Raw genomic sequence first — 18,931 nt, forward strand, 5'->3', positions numbered from 1 at the left:
CGACTCGGTCCGCCCGGCGTCAGCTCAAGTCGAGCGGACCGTCGGCGATCGCGGCCCCCAGACCGCCGAGGTCGATGCCGAGGTCGGCGGTCGCGGTCAAGCAGGCGGCGACGTCCTTGCGCAGGAACGGCGCGGCGCGCTTCTCGAATTTCGCCAGACCGCCGGTGCGCCGAATCGAATCGGCCGCGTAGCTGTTGCCGCTGGCCGCCGACAGCGCCTCCAGCAGCTGCGCTTCCTCGATGCCCAGCTTGCGGCCGACTTCGGCGGCCACAGCCACCAGTTGGGCGTTCGCGGCGAACAGGGCGTTGTTGACCAGTTTCACACCGAGCGCGCTGCCGAGCGCACCGGTGGCCAAGAGGGTGCTCGCGTAGGCGGACAGCACCGTCCGGACGGTCTCGACCGCGTCCGACGGCCCACCGAGTAATACCGTGAGCCGCCCTGCGGCGATGTCGTCGGCCGATCCGCTGACCGGTCCGTCGAGCAGGACCGGACCGTCGGGTCGCGCACCGGCCAGCTCGGTGATCGTCGAGACCGCACCGGTCGTGTGCGAGACCACCACCGCACCTTCCCGCGCCGTCGCGAGCACTCCCTCCGGCCCCGACAGCACCTCGCGTAGCTGGTGATCCGAGAACAGGCACGCGATGATCACCTCGCCCGCGACCGCGACCTCCCGCACCGAGTCGACGACCTCGGCTCCCGCCGCCCGCAGCCGTTCCCGCACCGCCTCCTTCCGCGCGTACACCACGACCCGATGACCTGCCGCCACCAGGCGAACCACCATCGGCTCGCCCATCTGACCTGCTCCGATGAACCCGACAACCTTCGACATCCGCGCCGCTCCTCCCTCGCGATGACACCCGTTCGCCACCGAGAACGATGCGACGATTCGCGAATAGACAGTAATCCAGTAATGACAACTGTAACAGCGGGCCCGAACCCGACGCGGTCGTTCTTGCACCGCGAACGGTCGGGCCATAAGGTGTCCTGACGCAATACTGTTGTCTTTACGATAAAACATACGATAATGAGTTCTGGTGCTGTGTCCGCGGGCGGGGATCACCACCCCTGTCCCACACGATCCGTGAGCGCCCGACAGCCCGAGGAGAAAACGTGACCGGCCGACACAGCGACAAGGTCGCCTTCATCACCGGCGCAGCGCGCGGACAAGGCCGTGCGCACGCGGTGCGCCTGGCACGCGAGGGCGCCGACATCATCGCCGTCGATCTCGCAGGCCCGCTGCCGGCCGCGGTTCCCTACGATTCGGCCACGCCAGAGGATTTCGAGGAGACGGTCCGACTGGTCGAAGCGACCGGCCGCCGCATCGTCGCCGCCACCGTCGACACCCGCGACCTGGACGGGTTGCGCGCCGCTGTCGACGACGGGGTCGCCACGTTGGGACGGCTCGACATCGTCGTCGCCAATGCTGGCATCTGTATCCCGCAGCGGTGGAACGAGATCACCTCCGAGTCGTTTCGCGATGTCATCGACATCAATGTCACCGGCACCTGGAACACCGCGATCGCCGGAGCCGACCACATCATCAACGGTGGGCGCGGCGGCTCGATCATCCTGATCAGCTCCGCCGCCGGGCTGAAGATGCAGCCGTTCATGGTTCACTACACCGCCAGCAAACACGCGGTGACCGGTATCGCCAGGGGATTGGCCGCCGAACTCGGCAAACATCGGATCCGGGTCAACAGCGTGCATCCGGGCGCCGTGCTGACACCCATGGGCAGCGGGGACATGGTCGCCGCGCTGGGCCGCGCGCTCGAATCCAATCCTCAACTCGGACACATGACGACACCGTTCCTCCCGGACTGGGTGGCCATGCCCGAGGACGTCGCCGCCGCTGTCAGCTGGCTGGCCGACGACGAGTCCCGCTACATCACCGCCGCCCAGATCGCGGTCGACCTGGGCTCGACGCAGTACTGAATGCGCATCGCCGAAAGGATTCCACACCATGTCACTTCTCGAGGGCCGCGTCGCGGTCGTCACCGGCGGGGCGCAGGGCATCGGCCTTGCCATCGCGTCGACCTTCCTGCGCGAGGGTGCGCGAGTGGTCGTCGGCGACCTGAATCCTGACGCGGCGCAGGAGGCGCTGGGCTCGGACGGTGTTCGCGCGGTCCGCTGCGACGTGACCAGCGCCGCCGATGTCTCGGCGCTGCTCGCCACCGCGACCGGCGAATTCGGCTCGGTCGATGTCATGGTCAACAACGCGGGCATCACCCGCGACGCCTCCATGCGCACGATGAGCGAGGACGATTTCGACCAGGTCGTGGCAGTGCACCTGAAGGGCAGCTGGCACGGGACCCGACTCGCCGCCACGATCATGCGGGAGCAAGGACGTGGCAGCATCGTCAACATCTCCTCGCTCTCGGGCAAAGTGGGCATGGCCGGGCAGACCAACTATTCGGCCGCGAAGGCGGGCATCATCGGTCTGACCAAGGCGGCGGCCAAGGAAACGGCCCGATTCGGGGTGCGCGTCAACGCGATCCAACCCGGCCTGATCCGGTCGCCGATGACCACGGCGATGCCCGGCCACGTCTGGGACCAGAAGATGGCGGAGATCCCGATGTCGCGGGCGGGTGAACCGGAGGAGGTCGCCGGCGTCGCGCTCTTCCTCGCCTCTGACCTGTCCTCGTATATGACCGGCACCACCTTGGAAGTGACCGGCGGGCGGTTCATGTGACCGCGTGGCAGGCACACACCGTCGTCACCGACGAATACGTCGATCCGGCACCGGTCGCCGCGCTGAGCGCGGTCCTCGACTCCGGCGCACCCTCGATCGGAGCGGGCGATCCGCTTCCGCCGCTGTGGCATTGGGCGGCGCTGGCCCGCTGGCCCGTGTCGTCTTCGATCGGGACCGACGGACACCCGGCCCGTGGCTCGTTCCTGCCTCCGGTCGAGCTGCCGCGGCGCATGTTCGCCGGCGGCGACGTGGTACTGCACGAGGCGGTGACCATCGGGTCGACGGTGCGGCGCGAATCGCGAGTTGTCGCGGTGACGCCCAAGAACGGGCGGACGGGACCGCTGGTGGTGGTCGATGTCGAAATCCGGCTCTACACCGGAGCGGACACGCTCGCTGTGGTGGAACGCCAGAATCTCATCTATCGCGAGGCCCCGAAACCCGGTGCCGGCATCGCGACACCGCCCGCCCCCGCGGCAGCGGGTAGACCGTTGCGACGCGTGGCCGAATGGGACTGGGAATTGCGCACAGATCCCACTGTCTTGATGCGTTTCAGCGCGGCCACGGCCAATTCCCACCGTATCCACTACGACTGGCTCTACGCGACCGGCGTCGAGGGATATCCGGCGCTGGTGGTGCACGGACCACTCATGACCCTGGCCATGGCCGAGACCCTGCGACGGGAACGGCCGCAGGCGACTCCGGCCCGATTGCGTCACCGCAATCTCGCGCCGTTGTTCTGCGCCGAACCGGCCCGCATCCAGCGTCGCGACGCCGATGTCGACCTCGAACTCGCCGTCCGTACCGGTGAGGGCACCGACCGAACTGTCGAACACACCGTTCTGACCGCCGAATTCGACCATGACGGAGACCGCACCCATGCGTGAAGCAGTGATCTGTGAACCTGTCCGCACCCCCATCGGACGCTACGGCGGGGTGTTCTCCTCGCTCACCGCGGTCGATCTCGGTGTCATCGCCCTGCGCGGGCTGCTGGAGCGTACCGGGATCGACCCCGCTGCCGTGGACGACGTGATCCTGGGCCATTGCTATCCCAACAGCGAGGCGCCTGCCATCGGCCGAGTCGTGGCCCTCGACGCCGGGCTACCGGTGACCGTCGGCGGCATGCAGATCGATCGACGCTGCGGATCCGGGTTGCAGTCGGTGATCCAGGCGGTCATGCAGGTCACCAGTGGTGCCAGTGAGGTGGTGGTCGCAGGTGGTGTCGAGAGCATGACCAACACCCCGTTCTACTCGCTCGATATGCGCTGGGGCGGTGCGCGTGGCGGGGTCCGGGTCCACGATGCGCTGGCTCGCGGACGCGAAACCGCCGGCGGCAAGGACTATCCGGTGCCCGGCGGCATGCTCGAAACCGCCGAGAATCTGCGCCGGACCTACGCCATCCCCCGGGAAGAACAGGATCGGCTGGCGGTCACCTCCCACCAGCGTGCCATCGACGCCGCCCACAGCGGTGCGAGCGCCGAGCAGATCATTCCGGTCACGGTCTCCTCGCGGCGCGGCGATTCGGTGATCGACTCCGATGAGCACCCCCGCGCCGACACCACCCTCGAATCACTCGCCGCGCTGAAACCCGTTCGGGCCGCGATCGATCCGGAATCGACGGTCACCGCGGGCAACGCCAGCGGGCAGAACGACGCGGCGTCGATGTGTCTGGTGACCACCAGGGAGACTGCCGAACAACTGGGCCTCACCCCGTTGGTCACCTTGAAGTCGTGGGCAGTGGCCGGTGTGCGACCCGATGTCATGGGGATCGGGCCGGTCCCCGCCACCGACGCCGCCCTGCGCCACGCGGGGCTCTCCCTCTCCGACATCGACCTGATCGAACTCAACGAAGCGTTCGCGGCGCAGGCTCTCGCCGTCATGCGGGAATGGAAGTTCGGCGACCGGGATCTCGAACGCACGAACGTGCACGGCTCGGGCATCTCTCTCGGACATCCGGTGGGCGCCACCGGCGGGCGGATGCTGGCCACCCTGGCCAGGGAACTGCACCGACGCGAACTGCGCTACGGGCTGGAGACGATGTGCATCGGCGGCGGCCAGGGCCTGGCCGCCGTCTTCGAGCGGGTGGTGTGATCATGGCCGCGCACACCTTCACCTCACTCGATGACCTCTCGGCCGCGATCGGCGATACCGTCGGGCCGGGACCGTGGATCCCGATCGACCAGAAACGAGTCGACGCGTTCGCCGAATGCACCGGCGACGATCAATGGATCCATGTCGACCCTGCCCGCGCCGCCGACGGCCCCTACGGCGCCACCATCGCCCACGGCTACCTGACCCTGTCGATGCTGCCGTTCCTCGGCCGCGACCTCTACGCCATCGGATTCGGCACGGCACGAATCAACTACGGCAGCAACAAGGTTCGCTTCCCATCCGCTGTGCGTGTCGGCACCCGGGTACGGGCGTCGGCCACCCCGCTCGACCTGTCGGTCGAGAAGTCGCGGTGCCTGCTCACCGTTCGGTGGGTCATCGAGGACGAGGAGCAGGACAAACCGGCGCTGGTGGCCGAAACCCTCACGGTGGTGGTGTTGTGACCCGCGCCGAGCCCGCCGATCCACGCCACGCAGGCACCGATTCCACCGAACGGATTTCCCGATGAAACTCGGACAAACTCACGGCCTCACCGAGGTGCAGACCGAAATACTGGCCACTGTGCGCACATTCGTGGACAAGGAGATCATTCCCGTCGCACAGGAACTCGAACACACCGATACCTATCCGCAAGACATCGTCGACCGGATGGCGGAGATGGGGCTGTTCGGCCTGATGATCCCCGAGGAGTACGGCGGCCTCGGTGAATCACTGCTCACCTACGCCCTGTGCGTCGAGGAACTGGCGCGCGGCTGGATGAGCGTCTCCGGCGTCATCAACACCCATTTCATCGTGGCGTATCTGCTCGCCCAGCACGGTACGGCAGCCCAGCGGCGACATTTCCTGCCGCGCATGGCCACCGGCGAAGTGCGCGCCGCGTTCTCCATGTCCGAACCCGAACTCGGTTCGGACGTGGCCGCCATCCGTACCAAGGCCGTGCGTGGGGACTCGGGGGAATACACGCTCGACGGTCGCAAGATGTGGCTGACCAACGGTTCCACGGCCACGCTCGTCGCCACCCTCGTCCGCACCGATGAGGGTCACGAACGCCCGCACGACAATCTCACCACTTTCCTGCTCGAGAAACCCGCCGGATTCGGTGAGGTCGTTTCCGGACTGAGCATTCCCGGCAAGATCCACAAAATGGGTTACAAGGGCATCGACACCACCGAGATGCTGCTCGACAACCACGTCGTCCCGGCCGACGCCGTCCTCGGCGGCGAACCCGGTCAGGGTTTCAAGCAGATGATGGACGGCATCGAGGTCGGGCGGGTCAATGTGGCGGCCCGCGCCTGCGGAATCGCGCTGCGCGCGTTCGAACTCGGCGCGCGCTACGCCCAGCAGCGCTCAGCCTTCGGCAAACCCATCGTCGAGCATCAGGCGATCGGATTCTCGCTGGCGGACATGGCCACCAAGGTCGAGGCGGCCCATCTCATGATGGTCAACGCGGCGCGCCTCAAGGATTCCGGGCTGCGCAACGATGTCGCGGCGGGCATGGCCAAGTATCTGGCGAGCGAGTTCTGCAACGAGGTCACCCAAGCCAGCTTCCGCATCCACGGCGGCTACGGATACTCCACCGAGTACGAGATCGAACGTCTCATGCGGGAGGCTCCGTTCATGCTGATCGGCGAGGGAACCAGCGAGATCCAGAAGCGGATCATCGGCAAGGGCGTGCTGCGCGACTATCGGCTCTGAGGTCAGCGAGGGCCGGACCCTTCGCGGGTCCGGCCGAAACCGATAGTGGCTCAGACGAAGTCGGAGCCGCCGTCGACATTCACGTTGGCGCCGGTCATGTACGAATTGCGGCGCGAGGCCAGAAACGCCGCGACCGGGCCGATCTCCTCGGGCAAGCCGGCTCTCGGCATCTGCGCGGGGTGCCCGAAATGCGCGCCGATCGCCTCCATGAGCCGGTAGGGATCTTCGTCGTCGATGCCGACCGAACGCGCCCAGCCGGTGAGCGCGGGAGTGACGAAGGTACCCGGCGACACCACGTTGACCAGGATCTCCTCCTCGGCCAGCAACAGCGACAGATTCTTCGAGATGCTGGTCACCATCGCCTTCGCCGCGGTGTAGGCGACCAGGGAGGTGGTCTGGCGCTGAGTCGAATGCGCGGAGAAGTTCACGATCCGTCCCCACTGCGCCTTGCGTAGCAGCGGCAGCGCCGCGTTGACGCAGTGCACGATGGCGAGCGCACCGTGGTCGACCGCCTCGTGCCACTGATCGTCGGACAGTTCCTCGACCGTGCCCTGAACGTTCGGCCCGACGGTGTTGACCAGTGCGTTGAGTTCGCCACCCCATCGTTGCTCCAGTTCGGCGAAGACCGAGGCCACCTGGCCGGTATCGCGCACGTCGGCGACAAGTCCGATCGCGTCGGTACTCCCCCGCTGCGCCAGGTCGACGCTCGCACGCTCGACATCGTCGGCCGACCGGCCGATCACCGCGACCCTGGCGCCTTCCTCCGCCAGGCAGCGCGCTGTGGCCAGCCCCATCCCGCGACTACCGCCCACCACGACCGTTGCCGCGCCCCGCAATCCCAAATCCATTCCGCAACCACCTCATTCGAGCGAACCGCCGTTTCCCGTGGGACCTCGCCGCGGACTGTCGACAGCCGGCAACACGACACGGTCCTACAAGGCATTACTGTAATACATTCAGTATGCCTCGCGGGAGCAGCTATCAACTCTCTACTCGATGGCGTCGACAAGCCCCCACCGCAACGCGGTACCGGTGTCGATCCGATCGCCGGTCAGCATCATCCAGGCCGCGCGCCAGCGTCCGATCCGCCGCGGGACGCTGACGGTGCCGCCCGCTCCGGGAACCAGCCCCATCGCGATCTCGGGCAGCCGGAAGTACGTGTCCGGCGCCGCGACCAGCCGGTGCGCGAAAGCCGACAGCTCGATGCCCGCCCCGATACACGCGCCGTGGACCTGCGCCGAGACCCGCTCGCCCAACCGGTCGACGACCCGCCACGGCCCCCGCTCGAGCCGCACCTGATAGGCGGCGACCACATCGACGGCGGTGCCGAATTCATCGAGATCGCCGCCGCTGCAGAACACCGGGCCCGCACCGCGCAGGAGCACCCGCTCGATGCTGTCGTCGAGTTCGGCGAGCCGCAGGGCTTCCAGAAGTTGTTCACGCAGTGGGGCACTCAGTGCGTTGCGGCGCTCAGGGTGGTCGAGGGTCACCGACAGCAGGTCGACGTCGCGGTCCAGCCGCACCAGCGGCCGATCGGGGAAGTTCACCGGTTTCGGCCCGCCGCGTTCGGCGAGCCACCGCTGAAACTCCTTGCCCGCCAGCAGCATCGAGTAGACCGCGGCTTCCGCGCCGAGGGCCGCGGTCGTATCGGGCACCGCGGTCTGGCGCAGCAGTCGCCCCAGCGCCACGCTCGCTTGCGGATTGCGCCGCACAGCTTCCGTCAGATGCCGCACCGCCGCCTCGGAGTCGGGATGGTCGACGATCATCGGCGAGCTCGCGGCATCCTCGGCCAGCGTCAGGGTGAGCGCGCGCAACAGTGGCTCCAGACGCGGGGAGACCGGTCCACGCAACACCCCGATCGACAGGCGCAGCGAGCCTGCCAGCGCTTCGGCGACCCGGGCGATCCGCTCGGGCGACTCCCCTGCCCACCCGTCGAGCGCGATGACCAGCACCGGATTTCTCGGCGTACCCTGCGGGCTGATGTCGAGTTCCATGGCATCCGAGGCCAGATCAGTCGCTTCACGGCTCACCGCGCAATAGTGACACGGTGTCGGCTCGGTGATGACCGAGACCGGGCGGGCCCCGCGACCTACTATCGAGCCGTGCAGCCAACGACAGCGCCGGTTCCCGGTCCGCCCGCGGCGGACTGGGCGGCGAGCGGCGTGGTCGCCCTCTCCGGTCGCCCGGACGGGCCGCCCCTGGTGCCGCCGGGGCGCGCGGCCACCAGGGCCAGGGAGCTGTCCTCGACGCTGGCCGCGTTCTCGGAGCGAACGATCACTGTCGACGGGGCTCAGCTACTGGGCGAACGCGCGGCGCTCACCGGTCTACGGCGCCGGGGAACGGTGTCGGCGGGCGGCCGTTGCCGACTGCTGCGCACCTCGGACGGGTGGGCGGCGGTGTCGTGCGCCCGACCCGATGATCCGCTGCTGCTCGGCGCGCTGATCGGCGACGATCTCGACGCGGCGGATCCGTGGCCCGCGCTCGCCGACTGGGTACGCGCGCATCGCGGCGACGAACTCCTCGAACGCGCCGAACTCCTCGGCGTGGCGGCGGGTCCGGTGCGGCCCGACGAGCCCGCGCACTGCCCGTCACCGATGACGCCGAGGCCGGTCGAGGGGCTGCTCGTCGTCGACTTCAGCGCCCTGTGGGCGGGCCCGCTGTGCGCCCATCTGCTCGGTCTGGCAGGCGCGCGCGTGGTCAAGGTCGAGACCCCGGGACGGCCCGACGGCGCCCGCCGCGGCAGCCCGGAGTTCTACGCGCTCCTGCATCACGGCCACGAGTCGGTGGTTCTCGATCCCACCGAGCGCGCCGGAAGATCGGCGCTGCGGGCTCTGGTCGACGCCGCCGACATCGTCATCGAGGCGTCACGGCCCCGGGCGCTCGCCGGTTTCGGGCTCGACGCCGAGGCGGCTGTCGCGCGCGGGGCGAGCTGGGTGTCGATCACCGCCGCGGGTCGGGCGTCGAACCGGATCGGTTTCGGGGACGACATCGCCGCGGCCGCCGGGCTGGTCGCCTTCGAGCCCGATTCGAGCACAACGGCTTTCGTCGGCGACGCCATCGCCGACCCACTCACCGGCCTGACCGCCGCCGTACTCGCGATGTCGGCGCCGGCCGATGGGCGCGGCGTGCTGTGGGACATCTCGATGACCGATGTCGTCGCGAGCACGCTGACCGCCGATCCGGTCCCGCGCACGGCGCAGCGCGGTGATACCTGGTTCGTCGAGTCCGAGAACGGACCGATTCCGGTCGCGAAACCACTGTCCCGCAAGATGATCGGCCCCGCCGCGGACTCCGGTGCCGATACGGCGCGCGTACTCGGGTCGCTGAGGATTCCGGTGCCGTGACCGACGACTCCAGCCGGACTCGCCGACCCGCGCGCGGCCGGGTCGTCATCGTGCTCGACGCGGAGATCGACGGCATCCCCGGTCTCGATCTCCGGATCAGGGACGGCCGGATCGACGATATCGGACGGTCGCTGTCCACGGACGGGGCGACGGAGGTGATCGACGCGCGCGGTGGTGCCGTCATTCCCGGTCTCCACGATCATCACCTGCACTTGCACGCCACGGCCGCCGACGCGGCATCGGTGCGCTGCGGCCCACCGGCCGTCCCGAACCGCCGCGCGCTGGGCACTGCCCTGGCCGAGGCATCGGCCGACGAGCACGGCTGGGTTCGCGGCGTCGGCTATGTCGACACCGTCGCGGGCGATCTCGACGCGCTCGCCCTCGACGCCCTGCACGGCAGCCGACCGGTGCGAGTACAGCACCGCAGTGGCGCGATGTGGATCCTCAACACCGCCGCGCTCGTCGCAGCGCAGATCACCGACGCGGCGCATCCCGGCGTCGAATGCACTGCCGATGGTGTCCCGACGGGCCGGATCTGGCGCGCGGACACCTGGTTACGCACCCGGCTGCCACCCGCGAGGCCCCCGCACCTCGGTGCGCTCGGCGCCACCCTCACCGGCTACGGCATCACCGGTGTCACCGACGCGACCCCCGATCTGTCGGCCCGCTCGGCAGCCGCGCTGGTCACCGCTGTGACCGGGGGCGACCTGCCGCAGCGGTTGCACCTGCTCGGGGTCCCCTTGCGCAGCGAGCCCGCGCACAGCGTCACGCCACTGCCCGAACGGGTCAGCGTAGGACCGTACAAGATCGTCATCGCCGACTCCGGACTCCCACAGTTCGACGCGCTGGTGGATCGGATTCGCACCGCCCACCGCGGCGGGCGGGCCGTGGCCGTCCACTGCGTCAGCCGTGCAGCGCTGTTCCTGCTGCTCGCCGCCCTGGATGTGGCAGGAGATTTCCCGGGCGACCGCGTCGAGCACGCGGCGCTGGTTCCCGCCGACAGCATCGCCGATCTGCGCCGCCACCGCCTGCGGGTGATCACCCAACCGGGTTTTCTGTCCCAGCGCGGCGACTACTACCTCGACCACGTCGAACCCGACGACCTCGACGATCTATATCGCTGCCGAAGCCTGCTCACTCAGGGTGTCCCCCTCGCCATGTCCAGCGATTCGCCCTATGGCCCGCTCGACCCATGGGCGGTGATCGCCGCGGCCAGTCGCCGATCCACCGAAACCGGCGCGACCCTCAACGCGGGCGAATGCCTCACGCCCGCACAGGCACTCGCGGGATACCTCACCCCCCTCGACGACCCGGGTGGGCGGCCACGCCGGATTCGGCGGGGGGCGCCCGCGGATCTCGTCCTCTTGCGAGCGCCGCTGGAACAGGTACTACGCGAGCCGTCGGCCGATGCCGTAGATCGCGCACTGTTCGCGTGAGCGCCGTGATCGGCGGCTACGGAGCGGGGAGCGCGACCGCCGGAACCGTGTCGGCGACCTGCGTCGCCGAATCGTGCCAACCACACGGCAACCCGCACGTGCGATACAGCCTGCGCTCGACCAACCCGCTCGAGAAGGCCCGAACCGTTTCCGTTGCCTGCGCCGCGTAACCGCACCGTGGGCATTTCGCGAAATAGTCGAGCAGGTCGTGGCTCATGGTCCGAACCACCTCGCCGGGGATCGGCGCGTCGTGCTCGTCGGCGGCGGATGACGCCGGCGATCGCCGGTCGCCGATCGTGGGCGACCTGCGCCGAAAACCCTTGTAGTTCGTCATCGACCATCACCTCGGCATCCACGAGAACCTGACACTCATACTGTTGCCACAACCATAGGTGAGAGAATTCGATCCCGAGTGCAGATCAGGGATATACTGTAACTATTACCGTATGACTTACACTCTTCCCGTGGAAGACATCTGGAACGACCTCGCGGCCTGCCTCGAACTTCGCTCGATACCCACACCGCCCACCGATGGCGCGGGATCGAGCCCGACCGGTCCGCCACACACCTTCGAGGGGCCGAACCAGCACCTGCCCCACCGGCGCCTTTTCGGCGGGCAGTTGCTCGGCCAGTTCGTGCGCACGGCGAACGCGGCGAACCCGAGCAAAGCGGTCAAATCCCTCCATGCGTCGTTCCTCCGGGAGGGCACCTCCGACACCCCCGTTCACTACCTCGCCGATCTACTGCACGACGGCCGCTCGTTCGGTGCACTGACGGTGACCGCGACGCAAGGACGCCGCCCGATCGCCACGTGCGCCGTCTCGCTCCACGCCGCCGAAGCGGGCCCGTCCTACCAGCCCCTTCACCCCACCGCCTCACTGCCGGGCCCCGAGAACCGTGTCCGATTCAACCTACTCCCCTGGGACACCAGGTCGGTCACCGATCTCGACGCCCCCGGCTGCGGACGGACCGACTACGACCTGTGGATGCGGATGCCCACCCTCGACGACGAAGGCTCGGCCGCGGCGCTGCTGGCCTATTCCACCGACCTGAACGTGATCGGCACCGCGCTGCGCCCGTTCGACGGCATCGACCAACGCGGAAACGGCACCGCGTTCACCTCGGCGACGACCTCGCACACGGTCTGGTTCCACCGGCCGTTCGCCACCGACGACTGGCTTCTCCTGCGCCACTACGGCGCGACGATCGCACACGGGCGCTGCTTCGGACGCGGGGACGTCTTCACGACGGACGGCACGTTGGTCGCCTCGTTCGCCCAGGAGGCCCTACTCAGGTTCCATGTCGACGCCGTCCCGGCCAGGTGAACCACAACTTATACTGTATGCATTACAGTAGCTAAGACTGCAGTGATGGAAGGGAACCAGATGACGAACACCGCCGACCCGACCGCGAGCCGGACCGAGGAGCAATTCCGCGATGCGCCGATCTTCGACGCCGACCAGCACATGTACGAGACCCCGGACTCGCTGACGAAGTATCTGCCGGAGCAGTACGCGCGTGCGGTGCAGTTCGCGCAGATCGGTCGGCAGACCCGGATCGTGATCAACAACAAGGTCACCGACTTCATCCCCAACCCGACCTTCGAGCGGGTCGCCGCGCCCGGCGCGCACGAGAAGTTCTTCGCGGGCGAGAACTCCGACGGGCTCACGCTGCGTGAGATGCAGGGACCCGCGATCGAGGCACCCGCGGCCACCCGTAATCCGGTGGACCGGATCACCGAGCTCGACCGCCAAGGAGTCGTCGAGGCCCTCAACTATCCGACGCTGGCCAGTCTGGTCGAGCATTCGGCGGCCGACGATCCGCAGCTCACCCTGGCGATCATCCACGCGCTCAACCAGTGGATGGCCGAGCACTGGTCCTACAACTACGCCGACCGGATCTACTCGACCCCGATCATCAATCTGTCCGAGGTGGACGCGGCCCAGCGCGAACTGGAGTACATCCTCGACAACGGCGCGAAGGTCGCCCTGATCAAGCCGGGCCCGGTGAACGGCCTGCACGGCTGGCGTTCACCCGCGTTGCCGGAATTCGATCCGTTCTGGCGCGATGTCGAGGCCGCCGGCCTGCCGATCGTGCTGCACGCCAGCTACCCCCCGCTGGACAGCTACATCGCCTCCTGGGAACCGCCGCACACCGCGAACTTCATGGCGCAGAGCCCCTTTCGCTGGATGGCGCTGGGCCACCGCGAGATCTCCGACATGATCACGAGTCTGATCTGCCACGGCACCCTGACCCGCTTCCCGAAGCTGCGCGTCGCCAGCGTCGAGAACGGCAGTTCGTGGATCTACCCGCTGTTCCACGACTTCGAAGACCTGTACAAGAAGATGCCGCAGAACTTCCCCGAGCACCCGCACGAGGTGTTCCGCCGCAATATCTGGGTCAGCCCGTTCTGGGAAGGATGCGTGGCCGACGTCGTCGACACCGTCGGCTGGGACAAAGTCCTCTTCGGCTCGGACTACCCGCATCCGGAGGGTCTGGCCGAGCCGAAGGGCTTCTGGAAATACGCGGAAGGCATGGACGTCCAGCGCACTTACGACTTCATGGGCGACAACGCCCGCCGCTTCCTCGGACTGCCCATCGCCAACCCCGAACCGAGCGCCGCTATCACGACAACCCACTGACCCAACGACTTGCGCTGCCGCCGAATCGGATTCGGCGGCAGCAGCCTTCCGGCGCGCCCGACCTCAGACGCGCCTGCCATCGAGGAATGCGGCGAGCAGTACCAGGCTGTTGTGCGCCTCGACGCCCGCGACGGCCCGCGCGACGCCGCACCGGGTCACCGCGCTCGACTGCATTCGTTCGCCCGCCTCCGCGGTGCAGACGATGGCGAGCAGCAACTCGGTGATGCCGACCTGGTACAGCGTCCACAGCCGCTCAGGATCTACCGCGATGCCGGCGGCGTCGAGCCGGGCGGCATAGCGCTCGACGAGTCCGCGTTCGATCTCGCGCAGCAACTCGGGTTCCACCGACGCGTTCGCGAAGTAGGCGACATCGCGTATGCCACAACCCGTTGTCGAGATCTGCCAGTCCAGGAAGCCGGGTCCCGCGTCCTCGAAGAACAGGTTGCCCAGATGCGGGTCACCGTGAATCAAGGTCTGCGGTTGACGCGCCCAGAAGGCGTCGATCTCCCTGCCCCGCTGGTAGAAGATCCGGATCTGCTCCCGGATCGTCGCCGGGACCAGGTCCGCGGCGGGCCCGGTGAGCTCACCGAGCAGACGGCGCCGGATCAGGAGCCCGAGCTGGGTTTCCACTTCCGACCGTGGGCCCGACGAGGTGCCCGCCGCCGCGTCCGCTGGGTCGCGCCAGAAGGCGGCATGCAGATCCGCCATGGCGTCGACGACAGCCTCCGCTTCGTCGCGGCCGAGCGGATCGACAACCGTACGAAAACGCGCGGTCGGCGACAGATCCTCCAAGACCAGAACATCGCGACCACGCACCCGGTCGGAGCGGGTCGCGTAGCAGCGCGGCACCCGGATCGGCGGCGTGTCGCCCAGTACGCGATAGGCGGTGACCTCGCGCGACCCGAGGCTGAACAGGTTCATCAGGACGTGCTGTAAGTAGTTGCGCGGCGGCAGCTTCAGGAACAGGAACTCGGGGATATCGGCGTCCGAGGTCACCTCGATGCGCGCCCGCGCCGCGGTCCCTGAGTGGGATTCCACGACGCGTATCGCATGGATGCTTTCCGGTGCCACCCCGAAGATCTCGGCGAGCCAGGCCTCGGTGACATCCTCCACACGCAGCGGCACGCGCGCCGCGCCTCCCGGCACGGCGCGGTCCACCGCGACCCGCACCGCCTGCCCCACCGCCGATCCGACGGCTCGGGCAGTGAGTACCGAATCGCGCACTATCGGCCCCCGCCTTCTCGAGCGATCCGCTCGTTGTGGCGATGGACGAGCTCCCGGAATCCGATGTGGTCCCAACCGGGTTTGGGCTGGACGCCCCATTCGTCACGTGCGGTGGTCTGCCCGGCCGCCTCGGGCTGCCCGCCGAGCGGCGGTGCGTTGAAATCGGCGGGATACTGGCATTCCAAGGCGTCGTCGTCGTAGCGGACCTTGATCATCTCGTCGCAGATCTCCTGCAGCGACAGGGTCGGCCAGCCGTACCAGAGCGCGAGCGCCGGCACGGTGAAAGCCCCTTCGACCACCAGCGCGACCAGGCAGACCATGATTCCCCGTTTGAGCCATCGATGCATGCGCGCGAACGGTGGCGTGGTTCCCAGCGGAAGTTCTCCCGCCGGAGCCGATCCCGATTCGGACGATGGTGTGCTCATCGCGAAACTCTCCTTCAGCAGATAAATCGAGTCGAACCGCGGTCAGTCGGCGAATATCTCGCGATTGACCGTGTGCAGATAGGGAATTGCCAGGAATGGCGTGATGTAGAAGATGTCGTACAGCCACCAGCCGAACACCGGCAGCACGACACCGTCGAAACGGATATCGGCGTACACGGTCATGTTCACGATGTAGCCGACCCAGATGACCACACCGAACCAGCAGGTGACGATCAGCCACTGATGGCCCCACCGCTTCATCTGCAGGAAGGCGATCGCGGCGGCGATCCGCATCGGGAAGACGACGAGCACACAGGCGAACTCCCAGCCCTTCTCGCCAGGCGCGCCCGCGCCGCCGATCCAGAGCTCGTTGTAGTGCCACCAGTAGCCCGCGTCGAAGAAATTGCCCCAGGCGGTGAAGAAGACCCGTGTGACCAAGGTGTGGCTGGCGAAAACATCGAGCACCCAGCCGACGCTGTTGAGGAAGGCATCGAGGATGACGAGATACCCGATCAGCGTGACGATGAGCGGCCGCACGGACAAACCCTCTTGTTGCGCGCGGCGCTGCAACCAGACGCCGCGCAGAAAGATCGGTAGTCCGAACAGGCCCAGAACATAGGTGCCCATCAGTGCCGTGCCCGCGGTGAGCCAGACGTCGGCGCGGCGCTGGCTCGCCCGGCTTTCCGCTTCGTGCTCGTCATAGCTTCCGGCGGTCCGGATATCGGAACTCTGAGGGTTCCCCGATCCGGTACGGCGCTTGACGAATGTCGGCAGATTCATATTTTTCTCCTACCAGTCACTGGTCATCAGCATCCGCAACTGGATGAGGAACATCAGCAGCAGAAACCCATAGATGGTGAATTGGAAGACGATCAGCGCACGCTTACGTCTACGGTCTTGCTCGTTCATGAGAGCGTTCTCCTCGAGGTGGTCACACGGGTTCTTCGCCGGCGAGCAGACCGGCGGTGGCGATCTGGCGCAGGCCGTCACCGATGGCGGTATCGGTGCTCAGCGGCGCCAGCACACAGGCCTGCACCGCGTCGATCTCGCGCGCGCCCGCGGCGATGAGCCGGGCCGCGGCCACCAGTACGCGCGTCGACGGTGGCTCGAAGTGGAATATCTCGTCCGCGCCACGAATGGTGTTCGCGCAGTGCACCAATCGTGTCGCCACGGCCCGATCGACGCCGGATTCCGTTACCACCACGTCGGCTTCGCGCTCGGGTGCCAGGTAGTCCATGGCGATGGTGACGAAGCGCTGCCGGAACGACGGTTTCAGGACCTTGAGCGAACTGCGGTAGGCCGGGTTGTAGGAACAGACGAGCATGAACGATTCGGGGGCTTGCACTACCTCATCGGCGCGGTCGAGGTAGAGCGCGCGCCGGTGGTCGGCGAGCGAATGCAGCACGGCCAGCGAATCGTGGCGTGCCTCGATCACCTCGTCCAGATAGCAGATGGCCCCGCCCTTCACGGCCCTGGTGAGCGGGCCGTCGTTCCATACCACATCACCGCCGGTGACGAGCAATCGCCCGACCAGATCCGAGCTGGTGATGTCGTCGTGGCAGCTGACGGTGACCACCGGGCGACCCAGCAGCGAGCCCATGTGCTCGACGAATCGGGTCTTGCCGCAGCCGGTCGGTCCGGTGAGCATGACCGGAAGGTGTTGCTGGAACGCTCGTTCGAACAGCTCGACCTCGCCGCCCCCGGCGAAATAGGAATCAGATGTCATAGATCGACCAACTCTCGGTGAATATGTGCGAGAACGCGGGGAAGTTCCTCCACCCGCCGAATCCGTTGCGAGCGGGTGGGTCCGAAGACTTCGGGCAATGGATCGACACGGACGGGTCCGATGCCGATGTAGTAGACGGCGATCCCGGCGGTGACGGCCTCCTCGACGGCGTGCGCCACATCGGCCCACGCGTAGCGGCCCTCGTACCCTTCGTCGGAGATGAGGCCGTCGCCGATGATGATGAGCTGGCGACGCTGCGCGGGTTGGTCGAGCAGCCGACTGGTCAGGTGCCGCAGTGGCGCGCCGAGGCGGGTGTAGCCACCGGCCGCCAGCCCGAGCCCACCGACATCGACGAAGGTCCGGTCGTCGAAGTCCTTCAGGCACCGGACTTCCACGCGATGACGCGTATTGCCGGTGAACACGAAGATCGCGTGCCGTTCCCTGGCGACCGTCATGGCCCGCGAGAGGGCGTCCGCGCAGTCCAGCTCCAACCGGAAGGTCGCGCCCCCGTTGATACCGAGCGAGGAACTGCCGTCGAGCAGGACCGCGGTCGTGACATCGCGGGCACTGGGCAGCAGTTCACGAAACACCCGTGGTTGCGGTGTCGCACCGACCTGGGTGTCGACGTAGTGGCTGATGTAGCGGTCGATGTCGAGGTCGGACCCGTCCACGAGGCCACCGCGCATGGACCGATGGGTGAGTTCCTCGAACCAGCGCCGCACCTCGGGTGCGGCGGGCGCGATCGGGCTCGACGAGGTGGGTTGGCGGCGTTCCAGGACGGCGACGTGGTCGGGCAGGAAACTCGACGTCCACTGGTTCCACTCCGGATAGGGGATCCCCGCGCGCTGGTCGGCGCGGATCTCGATGTCCTCGTTCTCGGGTCGGCTCGGTGGCGGAAGGTTCGAGGCCCGGCTGCCGCCTTCGCCGCCGACCGGTACCGACCACACGCGGTAGCTGTCGGTACGGGTAGAGGTCCACGGCATCCGGCCGTAGATCCGCCGCGCCGCGATCGACACGCGACTACGCGGCGCAACGGCCAGCGGCAGGCTCCCGAGCAGCGGGTACTGCCCCAGCACACCCGGTGACCGAGCGAGCGCGACGGCACGCTCGATCATGTCCTCGCCCGACAGGTCGGGATCGGTGGACTCCAGGGCGCGCAGCCGACGGCGCAGCTCGGGTACCAGTCCGGGAAATCGCTCACCGGCCCAGGTCGCGGCGACGTCGCCCTCCACGATCGAGAGCGCACCGCGCTCCCGCGGGGACAACTCGTGCAGCGGATACCGCGCGATCCGGTCCTTGGACGGCGAACACTGCAGGGCGATGCCGCAGGTCACTGTCGTGTGGTTCCAGTCGGGCACCGGCTGTGGATACGGCACATGGACGATGCCGAGTCCAGGGCTCAAGCCGAAGCCGCGCCGCTCGCCGGTCACCAGGCGGACGCCTTCGCGGCGGCGATCCGACAGCGCAACCGCCGTCACCGCGCAGCTGCGTTCGACCGACGCGGCGGGCCGGGTGGCGGTCACGGTGGATCTCCGCGGGTACATGCCGGTTCAGGAGCCGTACACATGATCAGAATGTCCCGATATTGCTCAGGATCCAGTACCAGAAGGCGATGATCAGCACCACCGCGCCCCAGGCGAGGAG

Annotated in this window: 19 protein-coding genes; 10 read left to right on the top strand and 9 right to left on the bottom strand. The window is 67.8% G+C overall.

Going from position 1 to position 18,931, the window contains the following annotated elements; genetic code table 11:
* Positions 1 to 19: 19 nt before the first annotated feature.
* On the bottom strand, positions 20 to 829 hold the full coding sequence (locus ACWGCN_RS03095) for an NAD(P)-dependent oxidoreductase (RefSeq protein WP_378992932.1): 810 nt from the start codon (positions 827 to 829) through the stop codon (positions 20 to 22).
* Positions 830 to 1,110: 281 nt separating this feature from the next.
* Between ACWGCN_RS03095 and ACWGCN_RS03100 the strand changes: the two genes are divergently transcribed.
* The 6 genes from ACWGCN_RS03100 to ACWGCN_RS03125 all read left to right on the top strand — a co-directional run bounded on the left by ACWGCN_RS03100 (position 1,111) and on the right by ACWGCN_RS03125 (position 6,490).
* The gene (locus ACWGCN_RS03100) at positions 1,111 to 1,932 is read left to right on the top strand and encodes a mycofactocin-coupled SDR family oxidoreductase (RefSeq protein WP_378992930.1); all 822 of its coding nucleotides are present in this window, start codon (positions 1,111 to 1,113) and stop codon (positions 1,930 to 1,932) included.
* Positions 1,933 to 1,960: 28 nt separating this feature from the next.
* Positions 1,961 to 2,689, top strand: coding sequence for a 3-oxoacyl-ACP reductase FabG (fabG, locus tag ACWGCN_RS03105; protein ID WP_452459803.1), 729 nt, complete (start codon positions 1,961 to 1,963; stop codon positions 2,687 to 2,689).
* Positions 2,686 to 3,573, top strand: coding sequence for an FAS1-like dehydratase domain-containing protein (locus ACWGCN_RS03110; protein WP_452459804.1), 888 nt, complete (start codon positions 2,686 to 2,688; stop codon positions 3,571 to 3,573). Before fabG ends, ACWGCN_RS03110 begins: the two co-directional genes overlap by 4 nt.
* Entirely contained in the window at positions 3,566 to 4,777 is a 1,212-nt protein-coding gene (locus ACWGCN_RS03115) for an acetyl-CoA C-acetyltransferase (protein ID WP_452459805.1), read from the top strand. The genes ACWGCN_RS03110 and ACWGCN_RS03115 overlap by 8 nt, the downstream gene beginning before the upstream one ends.
* 2 nt (positions 4,778 to 4,779) lie before the next feature.
* Entirely contained in the window at positions 4,780 to 5,238 is a 459-nt protein-coding gene (locus tag ACWGCN_RS03120; RefSeq protein ID WP_452459807.1) for a MaoC family dehydratase, read from the top strand.
* A gap of 61 nt (positions 5,239 to 5,299) precedes the next feature.
* Positions 5,300 to 6,490, top strand: a complete 1,191-nt coding sequence (locus tag ACWGCN_RS03125; protein WP_452459808.1) for an acyl-CoA dehydrogenase family protein — start codon at positions 5,300 to 5,302, stop codon at positions 6,488 to 6,490.
* Positions 6,491 to 6,540: 50 nt separating this feature from the next.
* Here the strand turns inward: ACWGCN_RS03125 and ACWGCN_RS03130 are convergent, their stop codons facing one another.
* Positions 6,541 to 7,338, bottom strand: a complete 798-nt coding sequence (locus ACWGCN_RS03130) for an SDR family NAD(P)-dependent oxidoreductase (protein ID WP_452459809.1) — start codon at positions 7,336 to 7,338, stop codon at positions 6,541 to 6,543.
* A gap of 141 nt (positions 7,339 to 7,479) precedes the next feature.
* Positions 7,480 to 8,520 (bottom strand): enoyl-CoA hydratase/isomerase family protein, encoded by a 1,041-nt coding sequence (locus ACWGCN_RS03135; RefSeq protein ID WP_452459810.1) that lies wholly within the window; start codon positions 8,518 to 8,520, stop codon positions 7,480 to 7,482.
* Between the two features lie 72 nt (positions 8,521 to 8,592).
* Between ACWGCN_RS03135 and ACWGCN_RS03140 the strand changes: the two genes are divergently transcribed.
* Together ACWGCN_RS03140 and ACWGCN_RS03145 are read left to right on the top strand one after the other, a co-directional pair.
* The gene (locus ACWGCN_RS03140; protein WP_452459811.1) at positions 8,593 to 9,834 is read left to right on the top strand and encodes a CoA transferase; all 1,242 of its coding nucleotides are present in this window, start codon (positions 8,593 to 8,595) and stop codon (positions 9,832 to 9,834) included.
* Positions 9,831 to 11,270: an amidohydrolase family protein gene (locus tag ACWGCN_RS03145; protein WP_452459812.1), complete on the top strand. Its 1,440-nt coding sequence runs from the start codon at positions 9,831 to 9,833 to the stop codon at positions 11,268 to 11,270. The genes ACWGCN_RS03140 and ACWGCN_RS03145 overlap by 4 nt, the downstream gene beginning before the upstream one ends.
* A 16-nt stretch (positions 11,271 to 11,286) precedes the next feature.
* Here ACWGCN_RS03145 and ACWGCN_RS03150 read toward each other — a convergent pair whose 3' ends face one another.
* Positions 11,287 to 11,604, bottom strand: coding sequence for a hypothetical protein (locus ACWGCN_RS03150; protein ID WP_452459813.1), 318 nt, complete (start codon positions 11,602 to 11,604; stop codon positions 11,287 to 11,289).
* Positions 11,605 to 11,734: 130 nt separating this feature from the next.
* Here ACWGCN_RS03150 and ACWGCN_RS03155 point away from each other — a divergent pair, with 130 nt between their 5' ends.
* Both ACWGCN_RS03155 and ACWGCN_RS03160 read left to right on the top strand, forming a co-directional pair.
* Entirely contained in the window at positions 11,735 to 12,595 is an 861-nt protein-coding gene (locus tag ACWGCN_RS03155) for an acyl-CoA thioesterase (protein WP_452459814.1), read from the top strand.
* A 60-nt stretch (positions 12,596 to 12,655) separates the two neighbouring features.
* The gene (locus ACWGCN_RS03160) at positions 12,656 to 13,912 is read left to right on the top strand and encodes an amidohydrolase family protein (protein WP_452459815.1); all 1,257 of its coding nucleotides are present in this window, start codon (positions 12,656 to 12,658) and stop codon (positions 13,910 to 13,912) included.
* Positions 13,913 to 13,975: 63 nt separating this feature from the next.
* On the opposite strand, the gene ACWGCN_RS03165 is transcribed toward ACWGCN_RS03160, so the two are convergent.
* The 5 genes from ACWGCN_RS03165 to ACWGCN_RS03185 form a co-directional block, all read right to left on the bottom strand.
* Positions 13,976 to 15,136 (bottom strand): phosphotransferase family protein, encoded by a 1,161-nt coding sequence (locus ACWGCN_RS03165; RefSeq protein WP_452460199.1) that lies wholly within the window; start codon positions 15,134 to 15,136, stop codon positions 13,976 to 13,978.
* The gene (locus tag ACWGCN_RS03170; protein ID WP_449960371.1) at positions 15,136 to 15,561 is read right to left on the bottom strand and encodes a hypothetical protein; all 426 of its coding nucleotides are present in this window, start codon (positions 15,559 to 15,561) and stop codon (positions 15,136 to 15,138) included. The genes ACWGCN_RS03165 and ACWGCN_RS03170 overlap by 1 nt, the downstream gene beginning before the upstream one ends.
* A gap of 42 nt (positions 15,562 to 15,603) precedes the next feature.
* Positions 15,604 to 16,341 carry a hypothetical protein gene (locus ACWGCN_RS03175; protein ID WP_387446686.1) on the bottom strand — a complete coding sequence of 246 codons (738 nt, stop codon included), beginning with the start codon at positions 16,339 to 16,341 and terminating at the stop codon, positions 15,604 to 15,606.
* Positions 16,342 to 16,492: 151 nt separating this feature from the next.
* Entirely contained in the window at positions 16,493 to 17,287 is a 795-nt protein-coding gene (locus ACWGCN_RS03180; RefSeq protein WP_067447043.1) for a CbbQ/NirQ/NorQ/GpvN family protein, read from the bottom strand.
* Positions 17,284 to 18,831: a VWA domain-containing protein gene (locus ACWGCN_RS03185; RefSeq protein WP_452460198.1), complete on the bottom strand. Its 1,548-nt coding sequence runs from the start codon at positions 18,829 to 18,831 to the stop codon at positions 17,284 to 17,286. Before ACWGCN_RS03185 ends, ACWGCN_RS03180 begins: the two co-directional genes overlap by 4 nt.
* Positions 18,832 to 18,931 lie beyond the last annotated feature (100 nt).

The sequence above is a fragment of the Nocardia sp. NPDC055050 genome (genome assembly GCF_053608345.1).